Consider the following 22834-nt stretch of genomic DNA (forward strand, 5'->3'; position numbering starts at 1 on the left):
CCATCTGCCCCACGCCTGCCGGTTGACGCACCGGCAGGGAAAAACCCGGTGGTCAGGCAGGGACAGGAGTGCTCGGATGCGTCCATGGAACCTGACGAGATGCTGGCCCTCTTCGACCACGAAATGCGTGAGCACGTCCGCCCCGACGGCCCCGGCACACACGTCGAGCGGGTGGGTGACGTCGTACGGCAGACCGGTGGCCCCGACGACTGGAACGGCGTCGTCTGGACGGCTCCCGACCTCTCCCCGGGCCGCGCGGAGTCGGAGATCGCGGCACAGGTGGAGCACTACACCGCCCGGGGAACCGGCGAGTTCGAGTGGAAGCTGTACGCGCACGACGGCCCGGCCGGCCTGGGCGAGCGCCTCTCCGCGGCCGGGTTCGAGCCGGAGCCGCCGGAGACGCTGCTGGTGGCACAGGCCGCGGACCAGGCCGTGACGGTGGATCTCCCCGAGGGCGTCAGGCTGCGGGAGGTGACCGACGCGGCGGGGGTGGAACTGATGGTCCGGGCCCATGAGCGGGCCTTCGGCACCGACGGTTCACGGCTGCGCCACCAGTCCCTGGCCCGTCTCGCCGACGCTCCGGACACGTTCGTCGCGGTGGTCGCCATGGCGGGCGGAGAACCGGTGGGCTCGGCCCGGATGGAGCTGCACCCCGGCACCGGTTTCGCCGGGCTCTGGGGCGGCGGGACGGCCGCCGGATGGCGGGGCAGAGGGATCTACCGCGCCCTGATCGCCCAACGGGCCCGTGCCGCCGCCGAGCGCGGCTACCGCTTCCTCCAGGTCGACGCGACGGATCAGTCGGCCCCGATCCTCCGGCGCCTCGGCTTCACGGCCCTCAGCACGACGACGCCGTACGTGTACCGCACCGCGCCGTAGCACCCGCAAAAGACGGACCAATGACGCATACCAACCATGATGTTGCTCATGCGTGCCGCCGAGATGACAACTGAGAGAAATTGTTGGCACTGGGTGCCTTGTCACCTGTCACGCAGTGCCATACGTTGAAGGTGTCCGGGCGGCCGGCGTGCAGAGATCTCTCGTACGCCGGCTGTCCCCGCAGACCACGTGTCCGCGCGCCCGGACGCCTGCGTCACAGGCAAACCCTTCTGCTCCACCGAGCAGGCACAGAGCACCACCCGCCGAACCGACGGCACACCTCCACACCGCACCGCTCCCCTGACCACAGGGGTCCTCCGAGCGTTTCCCCCGACGCCGGAGACCCGATCTGCCGGAGGCAACACCGTGAAGGAAATCCTGGACGCGATCCAATCGCAGGACAGTACGGCCGCGGACTTCGCGGCTCTGACCATCCCCGAGTCGTACCGCGCGGTGACCGTGCACAAGGACGAGGCGGAGATGTTCGCCGGCGTCGAAAGCCGCGACAAGGACCCCCGCAAGTCCCTGCACGTCGAGGACGTGCCGGTGCCCGAGCTCGGTCCGGGCGAGGCGCTGGTCGCGGTCATGGCCAGCTCGGTGAACTACAACTCGGTCTGGACCTCGATCTTCGAGCCCGTCTCGACCTTCGGCTTCCTGGAGCGCTACGGCAAGCTGAGCGACCTCAGCAAGCGCCACGACCTGCCGTACCACGTCATCGGGTCCGACCTCGCGGGCGTCGTCCTGCGTACCGGGCCCGGCGTCAACGCCTGGACCCCGGGCGACGAAGTCGTCGCGCACTGTCTCTCGGTGGAGCTGGAGTCCTCCGACGGCCACAACGACACGATGCTCGACCCCGAGCAGCGCATCTGGGGCTTCGAGACCAACTTCGGCGGCCTGGCGGAGATCGCACTCGTCAAGTCCAACCAGCTGATGCCGAAGCCCGGGCACCTCAGCTGGGAGGAGGCGGCGGCTCCCGGCCTGGTCAACTCCACGGCGTACCGCCAGCTCGTCTCGCGCAACGGCGCCGGCATGAAGCAGGGCGACAACGTGCTGATCTGGGGCGCCAGTGGCGGACTCGGCTCCTACGCCACACAGTTCGCCCTGGCCGGTGGCGCCAACCCGATCTGTGTCGTCTCCAGCGACCAGAAGGCGGAGATCTGCCGGAGGATGGGCGCCACCGCGATCATCGACCGCAACGCCGAGGACTACAGGTTCTGGAAGGACGAGCACCACCAGGACCCGCGCGAGTGGAAGCGGTTCGGCAAGCGCATCCGCGAGCTGACCGGCGGCGAGGACGTGGACATCGTCTTCGAGCACCCTGGCCGCGAGACCTTCGGCGCGAGCGTGTACGTGACCCGCAAGGGCGGCACGATCGTCACCTGCGCCTCGACCTCGGGCTACACGCACGAGTACGACAACCGCTACCTGTGGATGTCGCTGAAGCGGATCGTCGGCTCGCACTTCGCCAACTACCGCGAGGCGTGGGAGGCGAACCGGCTCATCGCCAAGGGCAGGATCCACCCGACCCTGTCGAAGGTGTACTCCCTCGACGACACCGGGCAGGCCGCCTACGACGTGCACCGCAATCTGCACCAGGGCAAGGTCGGCGTGCTCGCGCTGTCCCCCCGTGAGGGCCTGGGCGTGCGCGATACCGAGCTCCGCGAGCAGCACATCGACGCCATCAACCTGTTCCGTGACACGTCAGCGGAGCGGGCCGTCCCATCCAGCCGGAACGTCTGAGGTCCACCATGACCGAACGTCAGAAGGACCGGCCGTGGCTCATGCGGACATACGCGGGTCACTCGACCGCCGAAGCGTCCAACGAGCTCTACCGGCGCAACCTCGCCAAGGGCCAGACGGGTCTCTCGGTCGCCTTCGACCTGCCCACGCAGACCGGCTACGACCCCGACCATGTGCTCGCCCGCGGCGAGGTGGGCCGGGTCGGCGTGCCGGTCTCGCACCTCGGTGACATGCGGCGGCTGTTCCAGGACATCCCCCTGGAGCAGATGAACACCTCGATGACCATCAACGCCACGGCGATGTGGCTGCTTGCGCTCTACCAGGTGGTCGCCGAGGAACAGGGCGCCGACCCCGGCAAGCTCCAGGGCACGACGCAGAACGACATCGTGAAGGAGTACCTGTCCCGGGGGACGCACGTCTTCCCGCCGGTCCCTTCGCTGCGGCTGACGACCGACATGATCACGTACACGGTCGACCGCATCCCGAAGTGGAACCCGATCAACATCTGCAGCTACCACCTGCAGGAGGCGGGGGCCACTCCGGTCCAGGAGATCGCGTACGCCATGTCGACGGCGATCGCGGTGCTCGACGCCGTACGGGACTCGGGTCAGGTGCCCGAGGAGAAGTTCGGCGACGTCGTCGCGCGCATCTCCTTCTTCGTGAACGCGGGGGTCCGCTTCATCGAGGAGATGTGCAAGATGCGCGCCTTCGGCCGCATCTGGGACCAGGTGACACGGGAGCGGTACGGCATCGCCAACCCCAAGCAGCGCCGCTTCCGCTACGGCGTGCAGGTCAACTCCCTGGGCCTGACCGAGGCCCAGCCGGAGAACAACGTCCAGCGCATCGTGCTGGAGATGCTGGCCGTCACCCTCTCCAAGGACGCCCGCGCACGCGCCGTGCAACTGCCCGCCTGGAACGAGGCCCTGGGGCTGCCGCGCCCGTGGGACCAGCAGTGGTCGCTGCGCATCCAGCAGGTGCTGGCGCACGAGAGCGACCTCCTGGAGTACGAGGACATCTTCGCCGGCTCCCATGTCATCGACGCCAAGGTCGACTCCCTGGTCACCGACTCGCTGGCCGAGATCGACCGGATCGAGCAGATGGGCGGCGCGATGGCCGCCGTGGAGTCCGGCTATCTCAAGTCCGAGCTCGTCTCCTCGCACGCCACACGGCGGGCCAGGATCGAGGGCGGCGAGGAGAAGATCGTCGGCGTCAACATCTACGAGACGACCGAGCCCAACCCGCTGACCGCCGACCTGGACGCCGCGATCATGACGGTGGACCCCGAGAACGAGGCGCGGGTCGTCGCCGCGCTGCACGAGTGGCGCGACAACCGCGACGAGGCCCGTGCCACCGAGTCCCTGACGGCGCTGAAGAAGGCCGCGGCGGGCACGGCCAACATGATGGAGGCGACCGTCGAGTGCGCGCGGGCGGGCGTCACCACCGGTGAGTGGGCCTGGGCCCTGCGCGATGTGTTCGGCGAGTTCCGGGCGCCGACGGGCGTCTCGTCCGCAACGGTGGCCGTCGCCGCCGAGGCGGGGACCCCGCTGGCACTGGTCCGCGAGAAGGTCTCCCGCACCGCTGCCGACCTGGGCATCGGACGGCTGCGCCTGCTGGTGGGCAAACCCGGCCTCGACGGGCACTCCAACGGCGCCGAACAGATCGCCGTACGCGCCAGGGACGCCGGCTTCGAGGTGGTCTACCAGGGCATCAGGCTGACGCCCGAGCAGATCACCGACGCCGCGCTGGCCGAGGACGTGCACTGCGTCGGTCTGTCCATCCTGTCCGGCTCGCACGCCGAGCTGGTCCCGGACGTGCTGCACCGGCTGCGTGAGGCCGGAGCGCCGGACATCCCCGTGATCGCCGGCGGCATCATCCCGCCGGCCGACGCACACGCCCTCATCGAGGCCGGCGTCGCCGCCGTCTTCACCCCGAAGGACTTCGGCATCACCGAGATCATCGGCCGTATCGTCGACGAGATCCGGAAAGCGAACAAGCTCGACCCTCTGGAGGTCCCCGCATGACCACCCCCTCGTCCCCTGTGAACCGACTGCGCCCGCGTCGCTCCTGTCTGGCAGTGCCGGGCTCGAACCCGCGGTTCCTGGAGAAGGCCCAGGGCCTCCCGGCCGACCAGGTCTTCCTGGACCTGGAGGACGCCTGCGCACCGCTCGCCAAGGAGGGGGCACGACACCACATCGTCGACGCCCTGAACAACGGTGACTGGACCGGCAAGACCCGTGTGGTGCGGGTCAACGACTGGACGACCCACTGGACGTACCGCGACGTCATCACGGTCGTCGAGGGCGCGGGCCCGAATCTCGACTGCATCATGCTCCCGAAGGTCCAGGACGCCCAGCAGGTCGTCGCGCTGGATCTGCTGCTGACCCAGATCGAGAAGACGATGGGCTTCGAGGTCGGCCGCATCGGTATCGAGGCGCAGATCGAGAACGCCAAGGGCCTGGTGAACATCGACGACATCGGCGCCGCCTCACCGCGCCTGGAGACCCTGATCTTCGGCCCGGCCGACTTCATGGCCTCGATCAACATGAAGACCCTGGTCGTCGGCCAGCAGCCGCCCGGCTACCCGGCCGACGCCTACCACTACATCCTGATGCGCATCCTGATGGCCGCCCGCACGCACGACCTCCAGGCCATCGACGGCCCGTTCCTGCAGATCCGCGACGTGGACGCCTACCGCGAGGTCGCGGGCCGCGCCGCGGCGCTGGGCTTCGACGGCAAGTGGGTGCTGCACCCGGGTCAGGTCGACGCGGCGAACGAGGTGTTCTCTCCCTCGCAGGAGGACTACGACCACGCCGAGCTCATCCTCGACGCCTACGACTGGTGCACTTCGGAGGAGGGCGGCAAGAAGGGCTCGGCGATGCTCGGCGACGAGATGATCGACGAGGCCAGCCGCAAGATGGCCCTGGTCGTCGCGGGCAAGGGCCGCGCCGCCGGGATGCAGCGCACCTCCAAGTTCGAAGCCCCGGAGGCCTGACCATGCAGTTCGGACGCACATACGAGGAATTCGAGGTCGGTGCCGTCTACAAGCACTGGCCCGGAAAAACGGTCACCGAATATGACGACCACCTCTTCTGTCTGCTGACCATGAATCACCACCCGCTGCACATGGACAGCAACTACGCCGAGAAGACGACCGATTTCGGCAAGAACGTCGTCGTCGGAAACTACATCTATTCACTGCTGCTCGGCATGTCGGTGCCCGATGTCTCGGGAAAGGCGATCGCCAATCTGGAGGTGGAGTCGCTGAAGCATGTGGCGCCGACTTTCCACGGTGACACGATCTACGGCGAGACCACCGTGCTCGACAAGACACCGTCGAGGTCCAAGAGCGACCGGGGCATCGTGTACGTCGAGACGAGGGGCTACAAGCAGGACGCCACGCTGGTCTGCGTGTTCCGCCGCAAGGTGATGGTCCCCACCGAGACGTACATCGAGGAGCGCGGCGGCGAGCAGCCGGGCCGCCCCGAGATCGATCAGCCATCGAGCAAGAACGTGGAGAAGTAGCCATGAGCCGACTCGCACAGACCGCCGGTCTGACGGATGTCCAGCAGGAAATTCTCTCCACGGTGCGGAATTTCGTGGACAAGGAGATCATTCCTGTCGCGACCGAACTCGAACACCGTGACGAATATCCGACCGACATCGTCGAAGGCCTCAAGGAACTCGGTCTGTTCGGGCTGATGATCCCGGAGGAGTACGGCGGTCTGGGCGAGTCGCTTCTCACGTACGCGCTGTGCGTCGAGGAGATCGCCCGGGGCTGGATGAGCGTGTCGGGCATCATCAACACGCACTTCATCGTGGCGTACATGCTCAAGCAGCACGGCACACAGGAGCAGAAGGACACCTTCCTGCCCCGGATGGCGCTGGGCGAGGTGCGGGGCGCCTTCTCGATGTCCGAGCCGGCGCTCGGTTCCGATGTCTCCGCGATCTCGTCCAAGGGTGTGAAGGACGGCGACGAGTACGTCCTCGACGGCCAGAAGATGTGGCTGACGAACGGCGGGACCTCCACGCTGGTCGCCGTGCTGTGCCGGAGTGACGAAGGACACCCCGAGGGGACCGCCCCGCACAAGTCGATGACCACGTTCCTGGTCGAGAAGGAGCCCGGCTTCGGCGAGGTCCGTCCCGGTCTCACCATTCCCGGGAAGATCGACAAGATGGGCTACAAGGGCGTCGACACGACCGAGCTCATCATGGACGGACTACGCATTCCGGCCAATCGGGTGCTCGGCGGGGCCACCGGCCGAGGTTTTTACCAAATGATGGACGGTGTCGAGGTAGGACGGGTGAATGTTGCCGCGCGTGGCTGCGGAGTAGCACAACGTGCGTTCGAACTGGGTGTGTCGTACGCCCAGCAACGTCAGACCTTCGGCAAACCGATCGCCCAGCACCAGGCGATCCAGTTCAAACTGGCCGAAATGGCCACCAAGGTCGAAGCCGCGCATGCGATGATGGTGAATGCGGCACGCAAAAAGGACTCCGGGGAGCGGAACGACCTGGAAGCTGGGATGGCGAAGTACCTCGCCTCCGAGTACTGCAAGGAAGTCGTCGAGGACGCCTTCCGCATCCACGGCGGTTACGGCTTCTCCAAGGAGTACGAGATCGAGCGCCTCTACCGCGAGGCGCCGATGCTGTTGATCGGTGAAGGTACCGCCGAGATCCAGAAAATGATCATCGGTCGCCGGCTGCTCGAGGAGTACCGGTTCCAGGGCTGAATGTCCCTTTCGAGGTGATTTGGTGGCGAAGAACGTCACACCCGGTCAACCCCGTCCGGGGGCTTTCAGCTGTCCGACTCGGCTGCTGGCTTGCCCAGTTGCCGCTCGCACCCGATAGCATCGCGGGAAAGCCGCCGTCCCCCCGTTGCCAGCGCGGCATCATCCGCTACGAAGGTCATCCATGCCCGACAGCCAAATCTCTGCACCACGCGGCGGGGTCCGCCTTGCGCGCGGAGCATCGCCGTGGCTCCTCCCGACCGTCGCCACCGCCGCCCTCAGCCTTGCCCGGGCCCGTAAGTCCGGGCGCTGGGCGGCCGTGGCCGTGCCCACCACCGCGCTCGCGGCGGGCATGCTGTGGTTCTTCCGCGACCCCGAGCGCGAGATCACCCAGGGCCGCGTCATCTCGCCGGCCGACGGCGTGGTGCAGAGCATCATGCCGTGGAAGGACGGGCGCACCCGCGTCGCGATCTTCATGAGCCCGCTTAATGTCCACGTCAACCGGGCTCCGCTGGCCGGTTCCGTGACCTCGGTCGAGCACATCCCGGGCGGGTTCGTCCCGGCGTTCAACAAGGAGAGCGAGAACAACGAGCGCGTTGTCTGGCACTTCGACACCGAGCTCGGCGACATCGAGATGGTGCAGATCGCGGGAGCGGTCGCCCGTCGCATCGTCCCCTACATCCCGCAGGGCACGAAGGTGGAGCAGGGCGAACGCATCGGTCTGATCCGCTTCGGCTCGCGCGTGGACATCTACCTTCCGGAAGGTGTCGATGTCGCGGTCGAGGTCGGCCAGGCCACGACCGCGGGGGTGACTCGAATTGACCGTGATTGATCCTGATACCCAGGCCGGCTGGGTGCCCGAGGCGGAGGAGCAGGACGACGTCGAGGACATGCCGCTCTCGATGCGGCTCTCGATAGCGGACACGCTCACTCTCGGTAACGCCACGTGCGGTTTCATGGCGGTGTACTTCACCACCACGGGGATCCTCATCCCGCACCTCACGGGCAGCGACGAGTCGGGCATGGCGAGGCACTCCGCGGCGACCGCGGTGATCCTCATGCTCATGGCGGCCGTGTTCGACCTGTTCGACGGGCTCGTGGCCCGCAAGCTGCGTTCATCCCCGATGGGTGCGGAGCTGGACAACCTCTCCGACCTGATCAGCTTCGGTCTCGCCCCGGCGTACTTCGTGCTGGTGTACGGGATGGTCGCGGACGACGCACACCAGCGGGTGTCGGCGCTCGCGGGGATCGTGGTGCTGCTGGCGGTGGTGCTCAGGCTTGCGCGGTTCTCGTGCGTGACCTTGAAGGACGGCATGTTCCAGGGCATGCCGAGCCCCTTCGGAGCGCTCACGGTCATCTCGATCGTGCTTCTCGAGCTGCCCTTCGTACCGACGCTGCTCGCGATCATCGGAGTGGCGTGGCTGATGGTCAGCCGGGTCGAGTACCCGAAGCCGCGGGGTGTCCTCGCGGTGGCGATGCTCAGCTGGATCGTGGCCGCGATGGGGCTCCTCGCCGCCTGGGCGTTCGACGCCCCCGGTGGCCAGCTGCTCCTCCAGACCGGCTGTGCGCTCCAGGTGGTCCTGGGGGCGGTGATCCCGCTCTTCGCCACGGCACGGCGGGTGAACACCTTCCGCGACAACCGGCGCGAGGCACGGACGGCGCAGCTCCCGTAGCCACGCGGAACACGCGACACGAACACGACAGCACGAGGGCCCGGATGCTCCCCAGCATCCGGGCCCTCGTGCGTGCGGTGGCGGGTCCGGCCACCGCACGCATCGGTGTGCCTCGCCGGCGCGCCGTCGAGGCACACCGTTGGGCAATCAGCAGGGCCGGGGACAGTCTGAGCTGTCCTGCCGCCATTCGGACGACGAGCCGGGCCGGGGGTCCGCAGGCGCTGAGGCAGGAGACCCCGATAGATCCGTCAGTGGGGACGGCGCTCGGCGAAGCCCCCGAGCGCGAGGTCCGCCGAGGGCACGGCACGGACGGCACCTGGCAGCCCTGAGCGGTCGTCGCCGCTGAGCCGCCACGCGGAAGGCGGGCGTCAGTGACCGAACGACCGGTGGGCCACACCTTCCAGGTGGATACGCATCGCGGTCTCGCAGCCCTCCGAGTCCCGCGCCTCGAACGCGCCGAGGACTGCGGCATGCTCGGCGAGCGCCTCCTCCGTGTCGCTGACCCGGCCGCCGGTGAAACGGCGGAAGCGCTGGATGTGCGCGCCCAGCGGGTCGATCGCCGCGCTGAGGAAGCGGTTGCCCGCGGCATGGGCGATCGTGGCGTGGAAGGCCGAGTCCGCCTGGAGGTAGGCACGGAAGTCGTCCGCCACGCGCTGCACCGCCGCCGCCTCCATCAGCCGGTGGCTCTCGGCCAGCGCGCGCGCCGTCCCCGCCGCGTCCCGCTCGCAGGCCTGGCGGGCGTTGTACGGCTCGATCAACAGCCGGGCACCCATGAGCTCCCGGAACCCGCCGTCGTCCAGAAGAGGGGCGACCGTGTAGCCACGGTGCGGGACACGCACGACCAGGCCTGTGTTCTCCAGCTTGGCGAGTGCCTCGCGCAGCGGGGTCGGCGAGACGCCCCAGTCCTTGGCGATGGTGTCGATGCGCAGGGGCGTGCCCGGTTCCAGGCCCTCGTCGAGGATCAGGGCGAGCAACGCGTCGTACGCCTCGTCCATGAGGACTGTCCTGCCGAGCCCGGCCGGACGTACCTGCCTGCCGGCTGATCCCATCGTTGACTCTCCCTGTGACATGCCGGACGACGCGACCGGCTGACCGTCTTCAGCCTAGTCGGAACGGCAGCCCTGCCCCGACCAGGCTGTTCAGCCGGTGGTGCGCGGGGAGAGCAGGGTGACCAGCGCCGAGTCGTCCTCGGCGGCCAAGCCCTGGCTGATGGCGAGCTGGTAGAGCTGGTCGGCCGCCGCGGCCACGGAGGTGGCGACGCCTGCCTTCTTGGCCAGTGACACCACGATGTTCATATCCTTGCGGATGATGTCGAGACGGGAGCGCAGCTCGGGGCCGCCGGTGCCGTCGTCCGTCACTTCGTACTGCTGGGCCATGCGCGGGCCCCGGTCGGCCAGCATGAAGGAGGCTGCGGCGCCTTGGCCGAGGACGTCGACGGCGCGGTCCAGATCGATGCCGAGAGCGCGGGCGAGCGCGAGGGACTCGGCGGCGGCGGCGGTGTGGATACCGCACAGGAGCTGGTTGACCGTCTTCATGATCTGGCCGTCGCCGACGCGCGGTCCGACGATGTGCAGCGTGGAGCCGAGCCGGGACAGGACGGGCCTGGCCGCGTCGAGGGCGGCCTCGTCCGCGCCCGCCATGATGAGCAGATCACCGGTCCCGGCGCGTACGGCGCCGCCGCTGACGGGGGCGTCGACCAGGCTCACCCCCTGTGCGGCGAGACGCGCCGCGACGTCCTGGACGGCGTCGACGCCGACGGTCGAGGTGACGACGACGACCGCACCGTCGCGCAGCGACTCGGCGGCGCCGTGCTCGACGGCCCCGCCGCCGAACAGACAGGACTCCAGCTGCTCCTGGTCCCGTACGGCGATGACCACCACGTCGGCGCCGCGTACCGCGTCGGCCGGAGTGGCGGCGGGGGTGGCACCGCCCCGGACGGCTAGTGCGCGCCGCTCCTCGAAGACGTCGAAGGCCTGGACCGGGAACGCACCGGCGAGTCGGTCGGCCATCGGCAGGCCCATGGCGCCGAGGCCGAGGACGGCGGTGGTGGGGGTGGTTATCTCAGCGGGCATCGGTTGCCTCTTCCTTACGGGATGCGGGGTGCGGGATGCGGGGGCCGTGCGGACGGATTCTGCTGTCGGGTTCTCCCGGTCCGGGTGTCAGACGAGGACCGCGTACATGAGCAGGGACATCCCCAGGCCCATCACGGCGACGATCGTCGACAGGACCGACCAGGTCTTGATGTTCTGGGAGACGCTCATCCCGAAGTACTCCTTCGCCAGCCAGAAACCGGCGTCGTTGACGTGCGAGAAGAAGAGCGATCCCGCCCCCACCGCGAGCGCGATCAGGGAGGCCTCCACCTGCGGGGTGCCCGCCACCAACGGAGCCATGATGCCTGCCGCGGCGGTGGTGGCGACGGTCGCCGAGCCGGTGGCCAGCCGGATCAGCACGGCGAGCAGCCAGCCGAGTACGAGCAGCGGCATGTCCGCCTCGGCCGCGAACTTGCCGATGGCGTCGGCCACACCGGTGTCCACGATGATCTGCTTGAAGCCTCCGCCCGCGCCGACGATGAGCAGGATGCCGGCGACGGCGGGCAGTCCCGCGGTCACGACGGTACGGACCTCGGCGCGGCTGCGTCCGAGCCGGAAGCCGAAGACGACCATGGCCACGAGGACGGCGACGAACATCGCGATGAGCGGGGTACCGAGGAAGTCGAGCAGGTGGTTGTACCAGGCGTCGCCGGGGAACGCGATGTCGGCGACGGACTTGGCGAGCATCAGCACGACGGGCAGGGCGACCGCGCCCACCGAGGTGGTGAAGCTCGGGAGCCTGCGGTCGGTGCCCGTGCCCTGTGTCCGGTCGGCCTCCTTGACGAGGGTGGCGACGAGCTCGGCCGGGGCCTCGCTGTGCACACGGCGCGCGATGAACTTCCCGTACAGCGGCCCCGCGATGATCACGGTGGGGATGGCCGCGATGAGGCCGAGGCCGAGCGTGGTGCCGACATCGGCGCTGAGCGCGCTGACGGCGACCAGGGGCCCGGGGTGCGGCGGCACGAACGCGTGCATGGTGCCGAGGCCCGCGAGGGCGGGCACGGCGAGCAGGACGAGCGGGGTGTTCGTCCGCCGGGCCATGACCACGATGATGGGCACCAGCAGGACCAGGCCCACCTCGAAGAACATCGGCAGGCCGATGACCGCGGCGATGAGCGCCATCGACCAGGGCATCAGCCGGGGGCCCGACCGTGAGCCGATGGTGTCGACGATGCGGTCGACGCCTCCGGAGTCGGCCAGGAGCTTGCCGAGGATCGCTCCGAGGGCGATGAGACCACCGGTGGAGCCGAGTGTGGATCCCATGCCGTCGCCGAACGAGTCGACGACGTCGGTCAGTGCGGTGCCCGAACCTATGCCGAGGACGACTGAGCCGGCTATCAGGGCGACGAACGGGTGGAAGTCGAGCAGTGCGATCAGCGAGATGATCACGCCGATGGCGAGGGCGACCATGACGATGAGCCGGGTGTCGTGCCCGCTCCAGGGCGAGGTCGCCGCCGCCAGGATGTCGGTCCCGGGCGGGACTGGTGGAGACATGCGGGAGCGCGTCCTTACGTCGTTGTAAGTAGTGGCGGGTGTGCCGGCGCCACGGGCGTGCGTGCGGGTGCTCTGCGGGCGCCCTCGGGGGTCAGCAGCCGGTGGGGGCGTCCCCGGGGCCGGGGGTCCCGGCCGTGTCGTAGGCGTTGAGGGCGTCGATCTTCCCGCTCGACGGCGAGGTCGCGTCGAAGCGGTAGCCGAGCCACTCGCGCACCAGCCGGCGGGCGAGTTCGAGGCCGATGACGCGCTGGCCCATGGTCAGGACCTGGGCGTTGTTGCTGAGCACCGAGCGCTCGACGGAGAAGCCGTCGTGTGCGGTGACGGCGCGGATGCCGCGTACCTTGTTGGCGCTGATCGCGACACCCAGCCCGGTTCCGCAGAGCAGGAGGGCGCGGTCGGCCTCCTGGTCCGCGACCAGACGGGCGGCGGCCACACCGATGTGCGGGTAGGCGGTGTGTTCGTCCACGCCCACCCCGATGTCCTGCACGGACGCGACGCGGGGGTCGGCTTCCAGATCGGCCTTGAGGGCTTCCTTGTACTCGTATCCGGCGTCGTCGCAGCCGATGACTATGCGGAGCGGCGCCGGTTCCTGCTGGAGCGTCATGTCGGTGTCCCGTGAAGTGGTGGGTGGATGCGGGCGGTTGTGCGGCCGAGATGTGCCGGTGCGCGCTCAGTCGCTGCCGAGCACTTCGGCAACGGTGCGGGCGCACAGGGCCAGGGATTGCGCCCCCGCGTCAGGGGTTCCGACGCTGCGTTCGGCCAGCGGGCGGGCGCGACCGAGACGCGGTGTGAGGGCCGCGGTGGACGCGGCGGCGGCGGTTGCCGCGGTTGCGGCCTCGGCGAACACGGTTCGCGGGGCGCCGCCACGCGCGACCCCGACGGTGAAGGTGTCGACGAGCGGCACGAGGGCGTCGACGAGGGTCTTGTCCCCGGGCTTCGCGCCACCCAGCGAGGTCACGGCGTCCAGTGCGGCACGGGCACCGGCCGCCGCTCGCACTCCGTCGGCACGGCCGGTGTCTCCGAGCTCCTGCGCGAGGGCCCGCAGCGCGACGCCCCACAGCACACCCGAGGTGCCCCCGGCCTCGTCGGCCCAGGCGTCCGCGGCCGCGCCCAGCAGCGAACCGGCGCCCGCCTTGCGCGAGTCGGCTTCCTCCGCCGCGCGCACGGCCGCGTCGATCCCCTTACTCATGCCACGCCCGTGGTCACCGTCCCCGGCGACCGCGTCGATGCGGCCGAGCTCGGGGGCGGCCTCGTGCAGCGCGGTACGCAGAGCACGCAGTGCGGCCAGGACGTCGGCCGCGGAGGCTCGCGAGCCCGCGTCCCCCTCGGGGCCCTGGGCCACGGGCGCGGCGGCCGGCTCGGCGTGGGCCCGGCCGGAGGCTTCTGGCAGCGGCATTCGGCTGAATCCCGGGGCGTCGGCGTCGGCGCACCACCAGCGTTCCAGGTCCGCGTCGAGCCACATCAGGGTGAGTGAGCAGGCGGCCATGTCGAGGCTGGTGACGAGTTCTCCGATCTCGGGCCGCACCACGGTGAGACCGGCCTCGCCCAGGGCGTCGGCCACATGGCCCCACAACAGGAAGAGTTCCTCGTACTTGGTGGAGCCGAGGCCGTTGAGTACGACGGCGACGCGTGGCCCCGCGTCCTCCGGGCGCTCGGCGAGCAGCTGTTCGACGAGGGTGCGGGCGATAGTCGGAGCGTCGGCCATGTCGGCGTCGCGGACGCCGGGTTCACCGTGGATGCCGAGGCCGATGGCCATCTTGCCCTCGGGAACGGTGAAGAGCGGGGTGTCGGCGCCGGGCATCGTACAACCGTCGAAGGCTATGCCGAAGGAGTACGTGCGGTCGTTGGCGTGCCGGGCGGCCACTTCGACCGCGTCCAGGGGGAGGCCTTCGCCGGCCGCCGCGCCGGCGACCTTGAACACGGTGAAGTCGCCTGCGATGCCCCGTCGTTCGTCGCGCCGCCCGGCGGGGGCGCTGGCCACGTCGTCGGTGACGCGGACGGTGCGGGTGTCGATCCCGGCGTCGCGCAGGCGGGCCTGGGCCATGCCGAAATTCATGCGGTCGCCCGCGTAGTTGCCGAACGCGAAGAGCACTCCCCCACCGGTGTCGGCGGCCCGCGCGACGGACTCGGCCTGCCGTGCGGAGGGCGAGGTGAAGATGTTGCCGACCACGGCGCCCGACGCGAGCCCTTCGCCCACGAGCCCGCTGAACGCGGGGTAGTGCCCTGACCCCCCGCCGACGACGACCGCGACCTGGCCCACACCCGGCCTGCGGGTACGGACGACACCCCCGGGCACCACGGTGACGTGCTCCGGATAGGCGGCGGCGAAGCCCCGCAACTGGTCCTCGCTGAAGCGGTCGGGGTCGTCGAACAGCCGGGTCATGGCAGGGGGCTCCTTGTCGGAGAGGTGTGGCGGGTGCGGGAAGTGGGCCGTTCAGGCGGCGGCGCTGCGGGGCAGGATGCGCCTGAGGTAGTCACGGTTGGAGGCGGCCACGCTGAGTCCGTCGCCGCCGTAGTGCTCCACGCAGAACGCGCCGGTGTAGCCGTGGGCGAGAGCGATCCGGACAGCCTGGCGATAGCTGACGAAGCCGGACTCCATGGGGGCGGGGGCGGTCAGCACGGTGCCCGTGGCGGGGTCCTCGACGCGGTAGTAGCTCTTCACGTGCCAGTAGTTGGCGTGCGGCAGCGTCTTGGTGACCATCGACTCCCACGACTCGATGGGGCGCTGCATCCGGATGAGGTTGCCGAGATCGGGGTTGAGACCGACGTTGTCGCGCCCGATGTCGGTGAGCAGCGCGACGGAGGAGTCGGCGGTGCCGAGGTAGGTGTCCTCGTACATCTCCAGGGACAGCTCGACGCCCACCGAGGCCGCGTGGTCGGCGAGTTCACGCAGCCGTGTGACGGCCTTGTCCCAGGTCTCGCGGTCACCGACCGGATCCTGCGGGCCCGGCACCGTCCAGAACCAGAGCACGGCCTGCTGCTCCGGGGTGAGCGGCCGGTGCAGGCCGACCGAGACCAGCGGGACACCGAGGGCCGCGGCCGCGTCGATGGTGCGGTGCGAGTAGGCGAGGTTGGCGTCGCCGTCGACGGGGTCGATGACGCTGCGGCGGATCGCGGAGATCGCCGGAGCCGTCAGGCCGACGCCGGAGAGCGTCCTCCTCAACTCCTCGATGCGCGCGGGAGCCAGGTCTCCCGGCCGCAGCCAGCCGTCCGTGAGGTCGACCTCGGTGAACCCGGCGTCCACGACGTCCTGAAGTGCCTCCGCCCACTGTGGGGCGGTCTGGTCCTGCGTGGAGACGCCGTCGGCCCCTACATTCGGGAACTGCAGGAGGGCGGCGGCGATCGGCCAGGTTTCTGCGGTGTGAGTCATCTCGGCTCCCTTTCTCTATTTCCTATAGGATCTAGAATCCAGAAGGCTGTCAATGTGACCCACGCCACATCGCTACGGGCGTACGGATCCACCGACAGGAGCGCACGCTCCGCCGCCCGGCAGCGGGTGCGCGGCCGCCCGGCGCGGGGGAGGCTGGAGAGTGTGCGGAACCCTGCGGCCCCCGTGGCCGCCACAGGCTCGGGCACGGAGCTGCTCGGCAGCGCCGTGACCCGGCTCGTGCGTGAGACCGGCGCGTCCGTGGCGATGCTGTACCTGCTCCCCCGGAACGACACCACGCTGCAACTCGCCGTGCTCGCGGGTGTTCCCGGACAGCTGACCACCCCCTGGACCCGGGTGCCCCTCTCCGCCCCGATGCCGGTGGCCGACGCCGTACGCCTGAGGTGTCTGATCTGGCTCGGAAGCCAGGAGGAACTGGCACGCCGCTACCCACGCCCCGCGCTCGTCCTGCCGTACCGGTTCGCGCTGGGCGCCGCGCCCATCCGCGCGGGCGCCACCGACCGGGGCGGGCTCGTGCTGCTGTGGCCGGGCTCGCATCCCCCGCAGCTGACGGACGAGGAGCGGGAGGCCGTCGTCAGGGGCTGCCATGGCATCGGCATGCTCCTCCAGCAGTCGGAGAGCAGCGGCTACCCGATCCTGGCCGGCGCCCAGCCGCGGGTGCTGCCCCCGCCGGAACCGCCCACGCCGAAACCGGGCGAGGCCATCGCCACCGCGGAGTTCGTGCGGCGGCTGCCCGGCGGGAGCTGCTCGCTGGCGATCGACGGGACCGTCACCTTCCTCAACGACGGCGCCGCCGACCTCCTCGGCGTCCCGGCCGACGAGGTGCTGGGCACACTGCCCTGGGTGTCGCTCCCCTGGCTGGACAACCCCACCGTCGAGGATCACTACCGGGCCGCCGTCATCAGCCGCCAGCGGACCTCCTTCAACGTGCTCCGGCCTCCGGACCAATGGCTCTCCTTCCATCTGTTCCCGAACGCCACCGGAATCAGCGTCCGGATCGTGCCCACGACGCGGCCCGGTCCGAAGGACATCCCGACGCCCTCGCTGCCCGCCGCCTCCTCCGTGCCCAGCCGTGCCACCGCGCTTTACCACCTGATGCACCTGGCGGCGACGCTCACCGAGGCCGTCGGCACCCAGGACGTGATCGAGCTGATCGGCGACCAGCTGATGCCCGCCTTCCGCATCCAGACCCTCGTCGTGATGACGGCCGTGGAGGGACGGCTGAGGGTCGAGGGACGCCGAGGCACCAGGCCCTCGCTCATGGACCGCTTCGACGGTGCACCCCTGACCTCGCCCACGCCGGCGACGCATGGTCTGACGACGGGCATCCCCGACTTCTACTCCAGCGTGACCGAGCTGAAGCGCGCCTACCCCTCGGCCGGTCTCGACGCCACGGTCGCCGCCTGTGCCGTCCTCCCGCTGGTCGTCTCCGGACACCCCGTCGGCGCCCTGGCACTCGCCTACGACCGTCCGCACCGCTTCGACCTCGATGAACGCGCCCTGCTGACCTCCATCGCCGGACTCCTCGCCCAGGCTCTGGACCGCGCCCGCCTCTACGACGCCAAGGACCGGCTCGCACACAGCCTCCAGGCCCACCTCCTGCCCCACAGCCTGCCTCCGGTCGCCGGCCTGGACGTGGCGGCCCGCTATCTGCCCTCGACACGGGGCATGGGCATCGGCGGGGACTTCTACGACCTGATCCGGCTCGACGACACCACGGCCGCCGCGACCATCGGCGACGTACAGGGCCACAACGAGAACGCCGCCGCGCTCATGGGCCAGGTCCGTACCGCCGTGCACGCCTCGGCAGGCGCACCGCCCGACGAGGTGCTGGCCCGCACCAACCGCCTGCTCACCGACCTCGACCCCGGCCTGTTCACCAGCTGCCTCTACGCGCATATCGACCTCGCCCGGCACACCGTCCGCCTGGCCACCGCCGGCCATCCCGCACCCCTGCTGCGGCACCCCGACGGACAGACGGAGGTCCTCGACCTGCCGCCCGGCCTCCTCCTCGGCATCGATCCCGCGTCCCGCTACCCGACGGCCGAGGTGCCGCTGCCGCCCGGCGCGGTGCTCGCGCTCTACACCGACGGACTCGTGGAGGCCCCGGGGGTGGACATCGACGACGCCGCCACCGAGCTCGCCTCACACCTCGCCCTCGCCCTGGACCAGGGCATGGAATCGGTCGCCGACGCGCTCGTCCGGTACGCGAAACGGGCCACGCCGGGCACCGACGACATCGCCCTGCTGCTCCTGAACGCCCTGTCGCAGGAGGGCTGACAGGGGGTCATGGCCCGCCGATGAGACGTTCCAGCGAGGGGGCGAGCACCGGGGCGAGCGCGCCCGCGTACGCCTCCGAGAGGTGGCTCTCGTCGCGGTAGACCGCGGTGTCGCCGACGACCACGGGGCAGATGCCGGTGCCGGGGGCGCAGATCCAGGGGGTGGGGTCGATGACGGTGGTGCCCGTGGCGGACGCGGCGGCACGGACGGCGACACCGCGGCTCGCGTCGTGGGTGGCTTCCGGCAGATGGTTCGCGCAGGCGCGCAGCTGCAGGGAGTTCCTCGCGGCGCAGTCGACCGGGTCGCCCTCGGGCCACGGGGTGTCGAGCAGGGCGGCGACCCGGACGCCGGAGGCACCCAGGTCGCGGAAGGTGTGCTCGAAGCCGGTGGTCCACCGGCGCAGGGGGTCGGCGGCGGGGTGGTACGGGTCTCCGGCGTCCGACGAGGAGACGACGACCAGGTCAGGATGCAGATCCTTGATCCGTGCCACGGCGTGGGAGCGCCAGGTGTCGCATGCGGTGTAGGGCTTGTGGCCGCTGATGATGGTCACGTCGGCGGCCTTGCAGGAGGCCTTCGTCAGCGAGACCAGCTTCCAGCCGCGTACGGTCGCGAGCCGTTGCAGGGCCGGGAACCACTGGGCCGCGTGGGAGTCGCCGAAGAGGACGACCGTACGGGAGGAGGTCCGGTCGCCGTAGACGCAGGGCCGGGTGCCGGTGGCGGCGTAGTCGACGTGGCAGCCGTCCCGGTAGACCGCGGAGCGGGAGGACTTGACCTGAGGCAGGGGCGGGGCGAGATTGCTCGGCAGGGCCGTGGGGGACGACGCCAGGAGTGCGGTGAGGCGCGCCTGCGGGGCCGGCGCGTCCTGGAGAGCCCGCGTCAACGCGGGTGCGGGGCCGCCGACTTCGATCGTCGGCGGGACCGCGGCCGCCGTCAGGGACAGCGCCGAGGTGCCGGCCGACAACGCGGCCCCGAGAACCAGGGCGCGGTGGGGGCGCGTGCGCAGGGCCCGCTGGAAGCGGACCGGGTTCTCGACGAGGCGCAGGGTCAGCCATGCCAGGCCCAGCGCCGCCGCCGAGAGCCCGAGCGCGAGGGGCACGCCGGCCGTGCCGTCGGCGCTGCCGAGCGCCGCCGGCACGATGACCAGGAGCGGCCAGTGCCACAGGTACCAGCCGTAGGAGAGCCCGCCGAGCCACACCAGCGACCGCCGCCCGAGCAGCCGCCCCGCGCCGCGCGGGGCGCGCGCGCAGCCGCCCGCCAGGACGAGCGCGGCCCCGGCGACGGGCAGGAGGGCGTGGTGGCCGGGGAAGGGCGTGCCGTCGTCGTACCGGACCGCCGCCAGCGCGAGGCAGGCCAGGCCGATCCAGGACATCGCGGCCGCGAGGGCGGCCGGCAGGCGTTCCAGCCGGCGCGTGCCCAGCGCGAGGAACGCGCCTGCCCCCAGCTCCCAGGCGCGGGTGAGGGAGCCGAAGTACGCCCAGGACGCCGAGGAGTTCGTCATGAGGACGCTCGCCGCGAACGACCCCAGGCACAGCACTCCGAGGAGCACCGCGACGGGTCGGCGCCTGCCGCGGGCGATCCGCCAGGCGAGGAGCAGGAGCAGCGGCCACACCAGATAGAACTGCTCCTCCACGGCCAGCGACCAGAAGTGCTGGAACGGCGAGGGCGGGCTATTCCGGGCCAGATAGTCCGTACCGGCCGCCGCCAGCCGGAAGTTGACCGTGTACAGGGCACCGGCGAGGGCGTCGCCCGCGTATTCGGCGAGCCGCGCCTTCGACAGGAACAGCCACGTCCCGGCCAGTGTGACGACGATGACCAGGGATGACGCGGGGAGCAGCCGCAGTATTCGGCGGGCGTAGAAGGAACGGACCGACACCCGCCCATGGGTGGCGAGTTCGCGCAGCAGCAGCGAGGTGATGAGGAAGCCTGATATCACGAAGAAGACATCGACACCGATGTAGCCGCCGCCGACCTGGGGCACTCCCGCGTGCGAGAGGACCACAAGACCGACGGCCACCGCGCGCAACCCCTGGATGTCCAGCCGCCTGGTGTGGGCTCCGGGCGGTGCGGATCCGCCGCTCGCCGGGGCGGTGCGTATCTCGGCGGGCGTGGTGCTCGGCATCAGGTGGCTCCTCGGCTGACGGACCTGCTTCAGTCAAGAAGATCAGTCCGGCCGCCACCTGGGTTGCGGTGTCTTCGCCCCGGTTCGCCTTCCCGGCGAAGGTTCAACCCCGTGAAACCGACGGTTCACCGCCATGCGGCCGCCCGGTGCCGGCCGGGCGCCTTCGTGCGGTGTGGTGGAAGCCCTGGGGCGCCGAGGCGGTGGGGTTCATCGGCACCCCAGGGTGCTTTGGGGAAACCATGGGAGCGCTCCCATGTCCTCGTCATATAAAGCCAGCAGAGCGGAACCGCTGTCAATGGGCATGACAAGCTTCACTACGTGAAGACACCGCTCGGCTCCGGACGCGCCACGACCCCCGTACGCACGCTCAGCATTCCCGCAGCTCAGTCATTAATTTGAGCGATAAATTCAATATCTTGCGCAGCACCGTGGACTTCTTTACCTGCGTGCTCCTAGCCTGTGGGCGTCCGAAGAGCCCCCACGAGCCGCAAGGACGCCCACACGTGACCCCACCCCGTATCGGACCCCGTCCGCTCGGACGCTCCCTGTCCGCTTCCCTCTCCCTCGCACTGGCCGCCACGGCGACAGTGGTACTGGCCGGCGCCGCCCCGGCCCAGGCCGCCGCCGTCCCCGCTCCGTCGCCCGTCGGGATATCCGGCCGGGGCGCAGCCGTCCCGTTCGAGGAACAGGAAGCCGAGTACGCCGCCACCAACGGCACCCTGATCGGCCCCGACCGCCTCTACGGCTCCCTGCCCTCCGAGGCCTCGGGGCGGCAGGCCGTCACCCTCGACGCCACCGGTGAGTACGTCGAGTTCACACTCACGGCCCCCGCGAACGCCATGACCTTCCGCTACTCACTGCCCGACGACGCGGCCGGGGCGGGCCTGGACGCCTCGCTCGACCTGAGAGTCGACGGTGACTCGCTCAAGAGCGTGCCGGTGACATCGAAGTACGGCTGGTTCTACGGGGGTTACCCGTTCAACAACAATCCGGGCGACACCGACCCGCACCACTTCTACGACGAGACACGGGCCATGTTCGGGTCCACCCTGGCCGCAGGTACGAAGGTCAGGCTCCAGGTCACCTCCACCGACGACTCACCCTCGTTCACCATCGACCTGGCAGACTTCGAGCAGGTCGCCGCGCCCGTCGACAAGCCGTCCGGCGCGCTGGACGTGGTGGACGACTTCGGCGCCGACCCGACGGGCGCCGCCGACTCCACCGAGGAGATCCAGGCCGCGGTCGACGCGGGCCGCACCCAGGGCGAGGAGGTGTACATCCCGCAGGGGACCTTCCAGGTCACCGACCACATCGTCGTCGACCAGGTGACTCTGCGCGGCGCCGGCCCCTGGTACAGCGTGCTGACGGGACGTCATCCGACGGACCGCAGCAAGGCGGTAGGGGTCTACGGAAAGTACGCGGACGAGGGCGGCAGCAGCGATGTCACCCTCAAGGACTTCGCCGTCATCGGCGACATCCGCGAGCGGGTGGACGAGGACCAGGTCAACGCCATCGGCGGCGCCATGTCCCACTCGGTCGTGGACAACGTCTGGATGCAGCACACCAAGTGCGGTGCCTGGATGGACGGTCCGATGGACGACTTCACGGTCAGGAACAGCCGGATCCTCGACCAGACCGCCGACGGGGTGAACTTCCACTACGGCGTCACGAACTCCACGGTGACCAACACCTTCGTCCGCAACACCGGCGACGACGGTCTGGCCATGTGGGCGGAGAACGTCCCGAACGTGAACAACGAGTTCACCTTCAACACCGTGATCCTGCCGGTACTCGCCAACAACATCGTCACGTACGGCGGCAAGGACATCACGATCTCCGACAACGTCATGGCGGACACCGTCACCAACGGCGGCGGACTACACATCGCCAACCGCTATCCCGGCGTCAACTCCGGTCAGGGGACGGCGGTTTCGGGCACACATACCGTCGCCCGCAACACCCTGATCCGGACCGGGAACAACGACTTCAACTGGCAGTTCGGCGTCGGTGCGATCTGGTTCAGCGGACTCAACGAACCGATCAGCGGCGCGACCATCAACATCAGCGACAGCGAGATCCTGGACAGCTCCTACGCCGCGATCCATCTGATCGAGGGCTCTAGCGACGGGCTGCACTTCGACCACATCAGGATCGACGGGGCCGGTACGTACGCGCTGCAGATCCAGGCCCCGGGCGCCGCCACGTTCGACGACGTCGTCGCCACACACATCGCGCAGTCCAACCCGATCCACAACTGTGTCGGCAGCGGCTTCGAGATCACCCAGGGCTCGGGCAACTCGGGCTGGTACGCGGACCCGCCCGCCTGCACCGGTGTCTGGCCGGACCCGGTGTGGACCAACGGCGGGGTCCCCGGGGGATCGGCGACCCCGTAGACACGCACCTGCCGCAGGTCACCGGGTACTGACCGCGCGGTGCCGGGCCCGGCC

Annotated in this window: 17 protein-coding genes; 10 read left to right on the forward strand and 7 right to left on the reverse strand. The window is 70.0% G+C overall.

All coding sequences use genetic code 11. The features are described from left to right. Positions 1 to 84: 84 nt before the first annotated feature. The 8 genes from AB0C75_RS15075 to pssA all read left to right on the forward strand — a co-directional run bounded on the left by AB0C75_RS15075 (position 85) and on the right by pssA (position 9016). A complete protein-coding gene (locus tag AB0C75_RS15075) occupies positions 85 to 876 on the forward strand; it encodes a GNAT family N-acetyltransferase (protein ID WP_362890758.1) in 792 nt (263 codons plus the stop codon). A gap of 366 nt (positions 877 to 1242) precedes the next feature. After that, positions 1243 to 2616: a crotonyl-CoA carboxylase/reductase gene (gene ccrA / locus AB0C75_RS15080; RefSeq protein ID WP_362890760.1), complete on the forward strand. Its 1374-nt coding sequence runs from the start codon at positions 1243 to 1245 to the stop codon at positions 2614 to 2616. 8 nt (positions 2617 to 2624) lie between these two features. After that, the gene (locus tag AB0C75_RS15085) at positions 2625 to 4637 is read left to right on the forward strand and encodes a protein meaA (protein WP_362890762.1); all 2013 of its coding nucleotides are present in this window, start codon (positions 2625 to 2627) and stop codon (positions 4635 to 4637) included. Then, positions 4634 to 5608 (forward strand): CoA ester lyase, encoded by a 975-nt coding sequence (locus AB0C75_RS15090; protein ID WP_362890764.1) that lies wholly within the window; start codon positions 4634 to 4636, stop codon positions 5606 to 5608. Before AB0C75_RS15085 ends, AB0C75_RS15090 begins: the two co-directional genes overlap by 4 nt. Positions 5609 to 5610: 2 nt before the next feature. Continuing rightward, positions 5611 to 6138 carry a MaoC family dehydratase gene (locus AB0C75_RS15095; protein WP_362890766.1) on the forward strand — a complete coding sequence of 176 codons (528 nt, stop codon included), beginning with the start codon at positions 5611 to 5613 and terminating at the stop codon, positions 6136 to 6138. 2 nt (positions 6139 to 6140) lie between these two features. Further along, positions 6141 to 7346: an acyl-CoA dehydrogenase family protein gene (locus AB0C75_RS15100; RefSeq protein WP_362890767.1), complete on the forward strand. Its 1206-nt coding sequence runs from the start codon at positions 6141 to 6143 to the stop codon at positions 7344 to 7346. A 181-nt stretch (positions 7347 to 7527) separates the two neighbouring features. Continuing rightward, entirely contained in the window at positions 7528 to 8175 is a 648-nt protein-coding gene (locus tag AB0C75_RS15105) for a phosphatidylserine decarboxylase (protein WP_362890768.1), read from the forward strand. Positions 8176 to 8197: 22 nt separating this feature from the next. Then, a complete protein-coding gene (pssA, locus tag AB0C75_RS15110; RefSeq protein WP_362890839.1) occupies positions 8198 to 9016 on the forward strand; it encodes a CDP-diacylglycerol--serine O-phosphatidyltransferase in 819 nt (272 codons plus the stop codon). Positions 9017 to 9384: 368 nt separating this feature from the next. Here pssA and AB0C75_RS15115 read toward each other — a convergent pair whose 3' ends face one another. From AB0C75_RS15115 to AB0C75_RS15140, 6 genes are all read right to left on the reverse strand, one after another. Then, positions 9385 to 10065, reverse strand: a complete 681-nt coding sequence (locus tag AB0C75_RS15115) for a GntR family transcriptional regulator (RefSeq protein ID WP_362890770.1) — start codon at positions 10063 to 10065, stop codon at positions 9385 to 9387. A 90-nt stretch (positions 10066 to 10155) separates the two neighbouring features. Then, positions 10156 to 11088, reverse strand: coding sequence for an NAD(P)-dependent oxidoreductase (locus AB0C75_RS15120; RefSeq protein WP_362890772.1), 933 nt, complete (start codon positions 11086 to 11088; stop codon positions 10156 to 10158). Positions 11089 to 11175: 87 nt separating this feature from the next. Continuing rightward, the gene (locus AB0C75_RS15125; protein ID WP_362890774.1) at positions 11176 to 12600 is read right to left on the reverse strand and encodes a gluconate:H+ symporter; all 1425 of its coding nucleotides are present in this window, start codon (positions 12598 to 12600) and stop codon (positions 11176 to 11178) included. A 91-nt stretch (positions 12601 to 12691) separates the two neighbouring features. Next, on the reverse strand, positions 12692 to 13204 hold the full coding sequence (locus tag AB0C75_RS15130) for a ribose-5-phosphate isomerase (RefSeq protein ID WP_362890776.1): 513 nt from the start codon (positions 13202 to 13204) through the stop codon (positions 12692 to 12694). A gap of 66 nt (positions 13205 to 13270) precedes the next feature. Next, positions 13271 to 14983 (reverse strand): dihydroxyacetone kinase family protein, encoded by a 1713-nt coding sequence (locus AB0C75_RS15135; protein ID WP_362890778.1) that lies wholly within the window; start codon positions 14981 to 14983, stop codon positions 13271 to 13273. A 51-nt stretch (positions 14984 to 15034) separates the two neighbouring features. Continuing rightward, positions 15035 to 15970 (reverse strand): sugar phosphate isomerase/epimerase family protein, encoded by a 936-nt coding sequence (locus tag AB0C75_RS15140; RefSeq protein WP_362890780.1) that lies wholly within the window; start codon positions 15968 to 15970, stop codon positions 15035 to 15037. Between the two features lie 162 nt (positions 15971 to 16132). Between AB0C75_RS15140 and AB0C75_RS15145 the strand changes: the two genes are divergently transcribed. Beyond that, on the forward strand, positions 16133 to 18268 hold the full coding sequence (locus tag AB0C75_RS15145; RefSeq protein WP_362890841.1) for a SpoIIE family protein phosphatase: 2136 nt from the start codon (positions 16133 to 16135) through the stop codon (positions 18266 to 18268). Positions 18269 to 18275: 7 nt separating this feature from the next. Here AB0C75_RS15145 and AB0C75_RS15150 read toward each other — a convergent pair whose 3' ends face one another. After that, entirely contained in the window at positions 18276 to 20387 is a 2112-nt protein-coding gene (locus tag AB0C75_RS15150; RefSeq protein WP_362890782.1) for an acyltransferase family protein, read from the reverse strand. Positions 20388 to 20890: 503 nt separating this feature from the next. On the opposite strand from AB0C75_RS15150, the gene AB0C75_RS15155 reads away from it, so the two are divergent. Beyond that, on the forward strand, positions 20891 to 22780 hold the full coding sequence (locus AB0C75_RS15155; protein WP_362890784.1) for a glycosyl hydrolase family 28-related protein: 1890 nt from the start codon (positions 20891 to 20893) through the stop codon (positions 22778 to 22780). The last annotated feature ends 54 nt before the right edge of the window (positions 22781 to 22834 follow it).

Origin of the sequence: Streptomyces sp. NPDC048565, from assembly GCF_040650935.1 — a bacterium.
GTDB lineage: Bacteria > Actinomycetota > Actinomycetes > Streptomycetales > Streptomycetaceae > Streptomyces.

What these genes read in the sequence shown, in the direction of transcription:
- AB0C75_RS15075 (WP_362890758.1), top strand. Translation starts at nt 85, where the DNA reads ATGGAACCTGACGAGATGCTGGCCCTCTTCGACCACGAAATGCGTGAG.
- AB0C75_RS15085 (WP_362890762.1), top strand. Translation starts at nt 2,625, where the DNA reads ATGACCGAACGTCAGAAGGACCGGCCGTGGCTCATGCGGACATACGCG.
- AB0C75_RS15090 (WP_362890764.1), top strand. Translation starts at nt 4,634, where the DNA reads ATGACCACCCCCTCGTCCCCTGTGAACCGACTGCGCCCGCGTCGCTCC.
- AB0C75_RS15095 (WP_362890766.1), top strand. Translation starts at nt 5,611, where the DNA reads ATGCAGTTCGGACGCACATACGAGGAATTCGAGGTCGGTGCCGTCTAC.
- AB0C75_RS15100 (WP_362890767.1), top strand. Translation starts at nt 6,141, where the DNA reads ATGAGCCGACTCGCACAGACCGCCGGTCTGACGGATGTCCAGCAGGAA.
- AB0C75_RS15105 (WP_362890768.1), top strand. Translation starts at nt 7,528, where the DNA reads ATGCCCGACAGCCAAATCTCTGCACCACGCGGCGGGGTCCGCCTTGCG.
- AB0C75_RS15115 (WP_362890770.1), bottom strand. Translation starts at nt 10,065, where the DNA reads ATGGGATCAGCCGGCAGGCAGGTACGTCCGGCCGGGCTCGGCAGGACA.
- AB0C75_RS15120 (WP_362890772.1), bottom strand. Translation starts at nt 11,088, where the DNA reads ATGCCCGCTGAGATAACCACCCCCACCACCGCCGTCCTCGGCCTCGGC.
- AB0C75_RS15125 (WP_362890774.1), bottom strand. Translation starts at nt 12,600, where the DNA reads ATGTCTCCACCAGTCCCGCCCGGGACCGACATCCTGGCGGCGGCGACC.
- AB0C75_RS15130 (WP_362890776.1), bottom strand. Translation starts at nt 13,204, where the DNA reads ATGACGCTCCAGCAGGAACCGGCGCCGCTCCGCATAGTCATCGGCTGC.
- AB0C75_RS15135 (WP_362890778.1), bottom strand. Translation starts at nt 14,983, where the DNA reads ATGACCCGGCTGTTCGACGACCCCGACCGCTTCAGCGAGGACCAGTTG.
- AB0C75_RS15140 (WP_362890780.1), bottom strand. Translation starts at nt 15,970, where the DNA reads ATGACTCACACCGCAGAAACCTGGCCGATCGCCGCCGCCCTCCTGCAG.
- AB0C75_RS15150 (WP_362890782.1), bottom strand. Translation starts at nt 20,387, where the DNA reads ATGCCGAGCACCACGCCCGCCGAGATACGCACCGCCCCGGCGAGCGGC.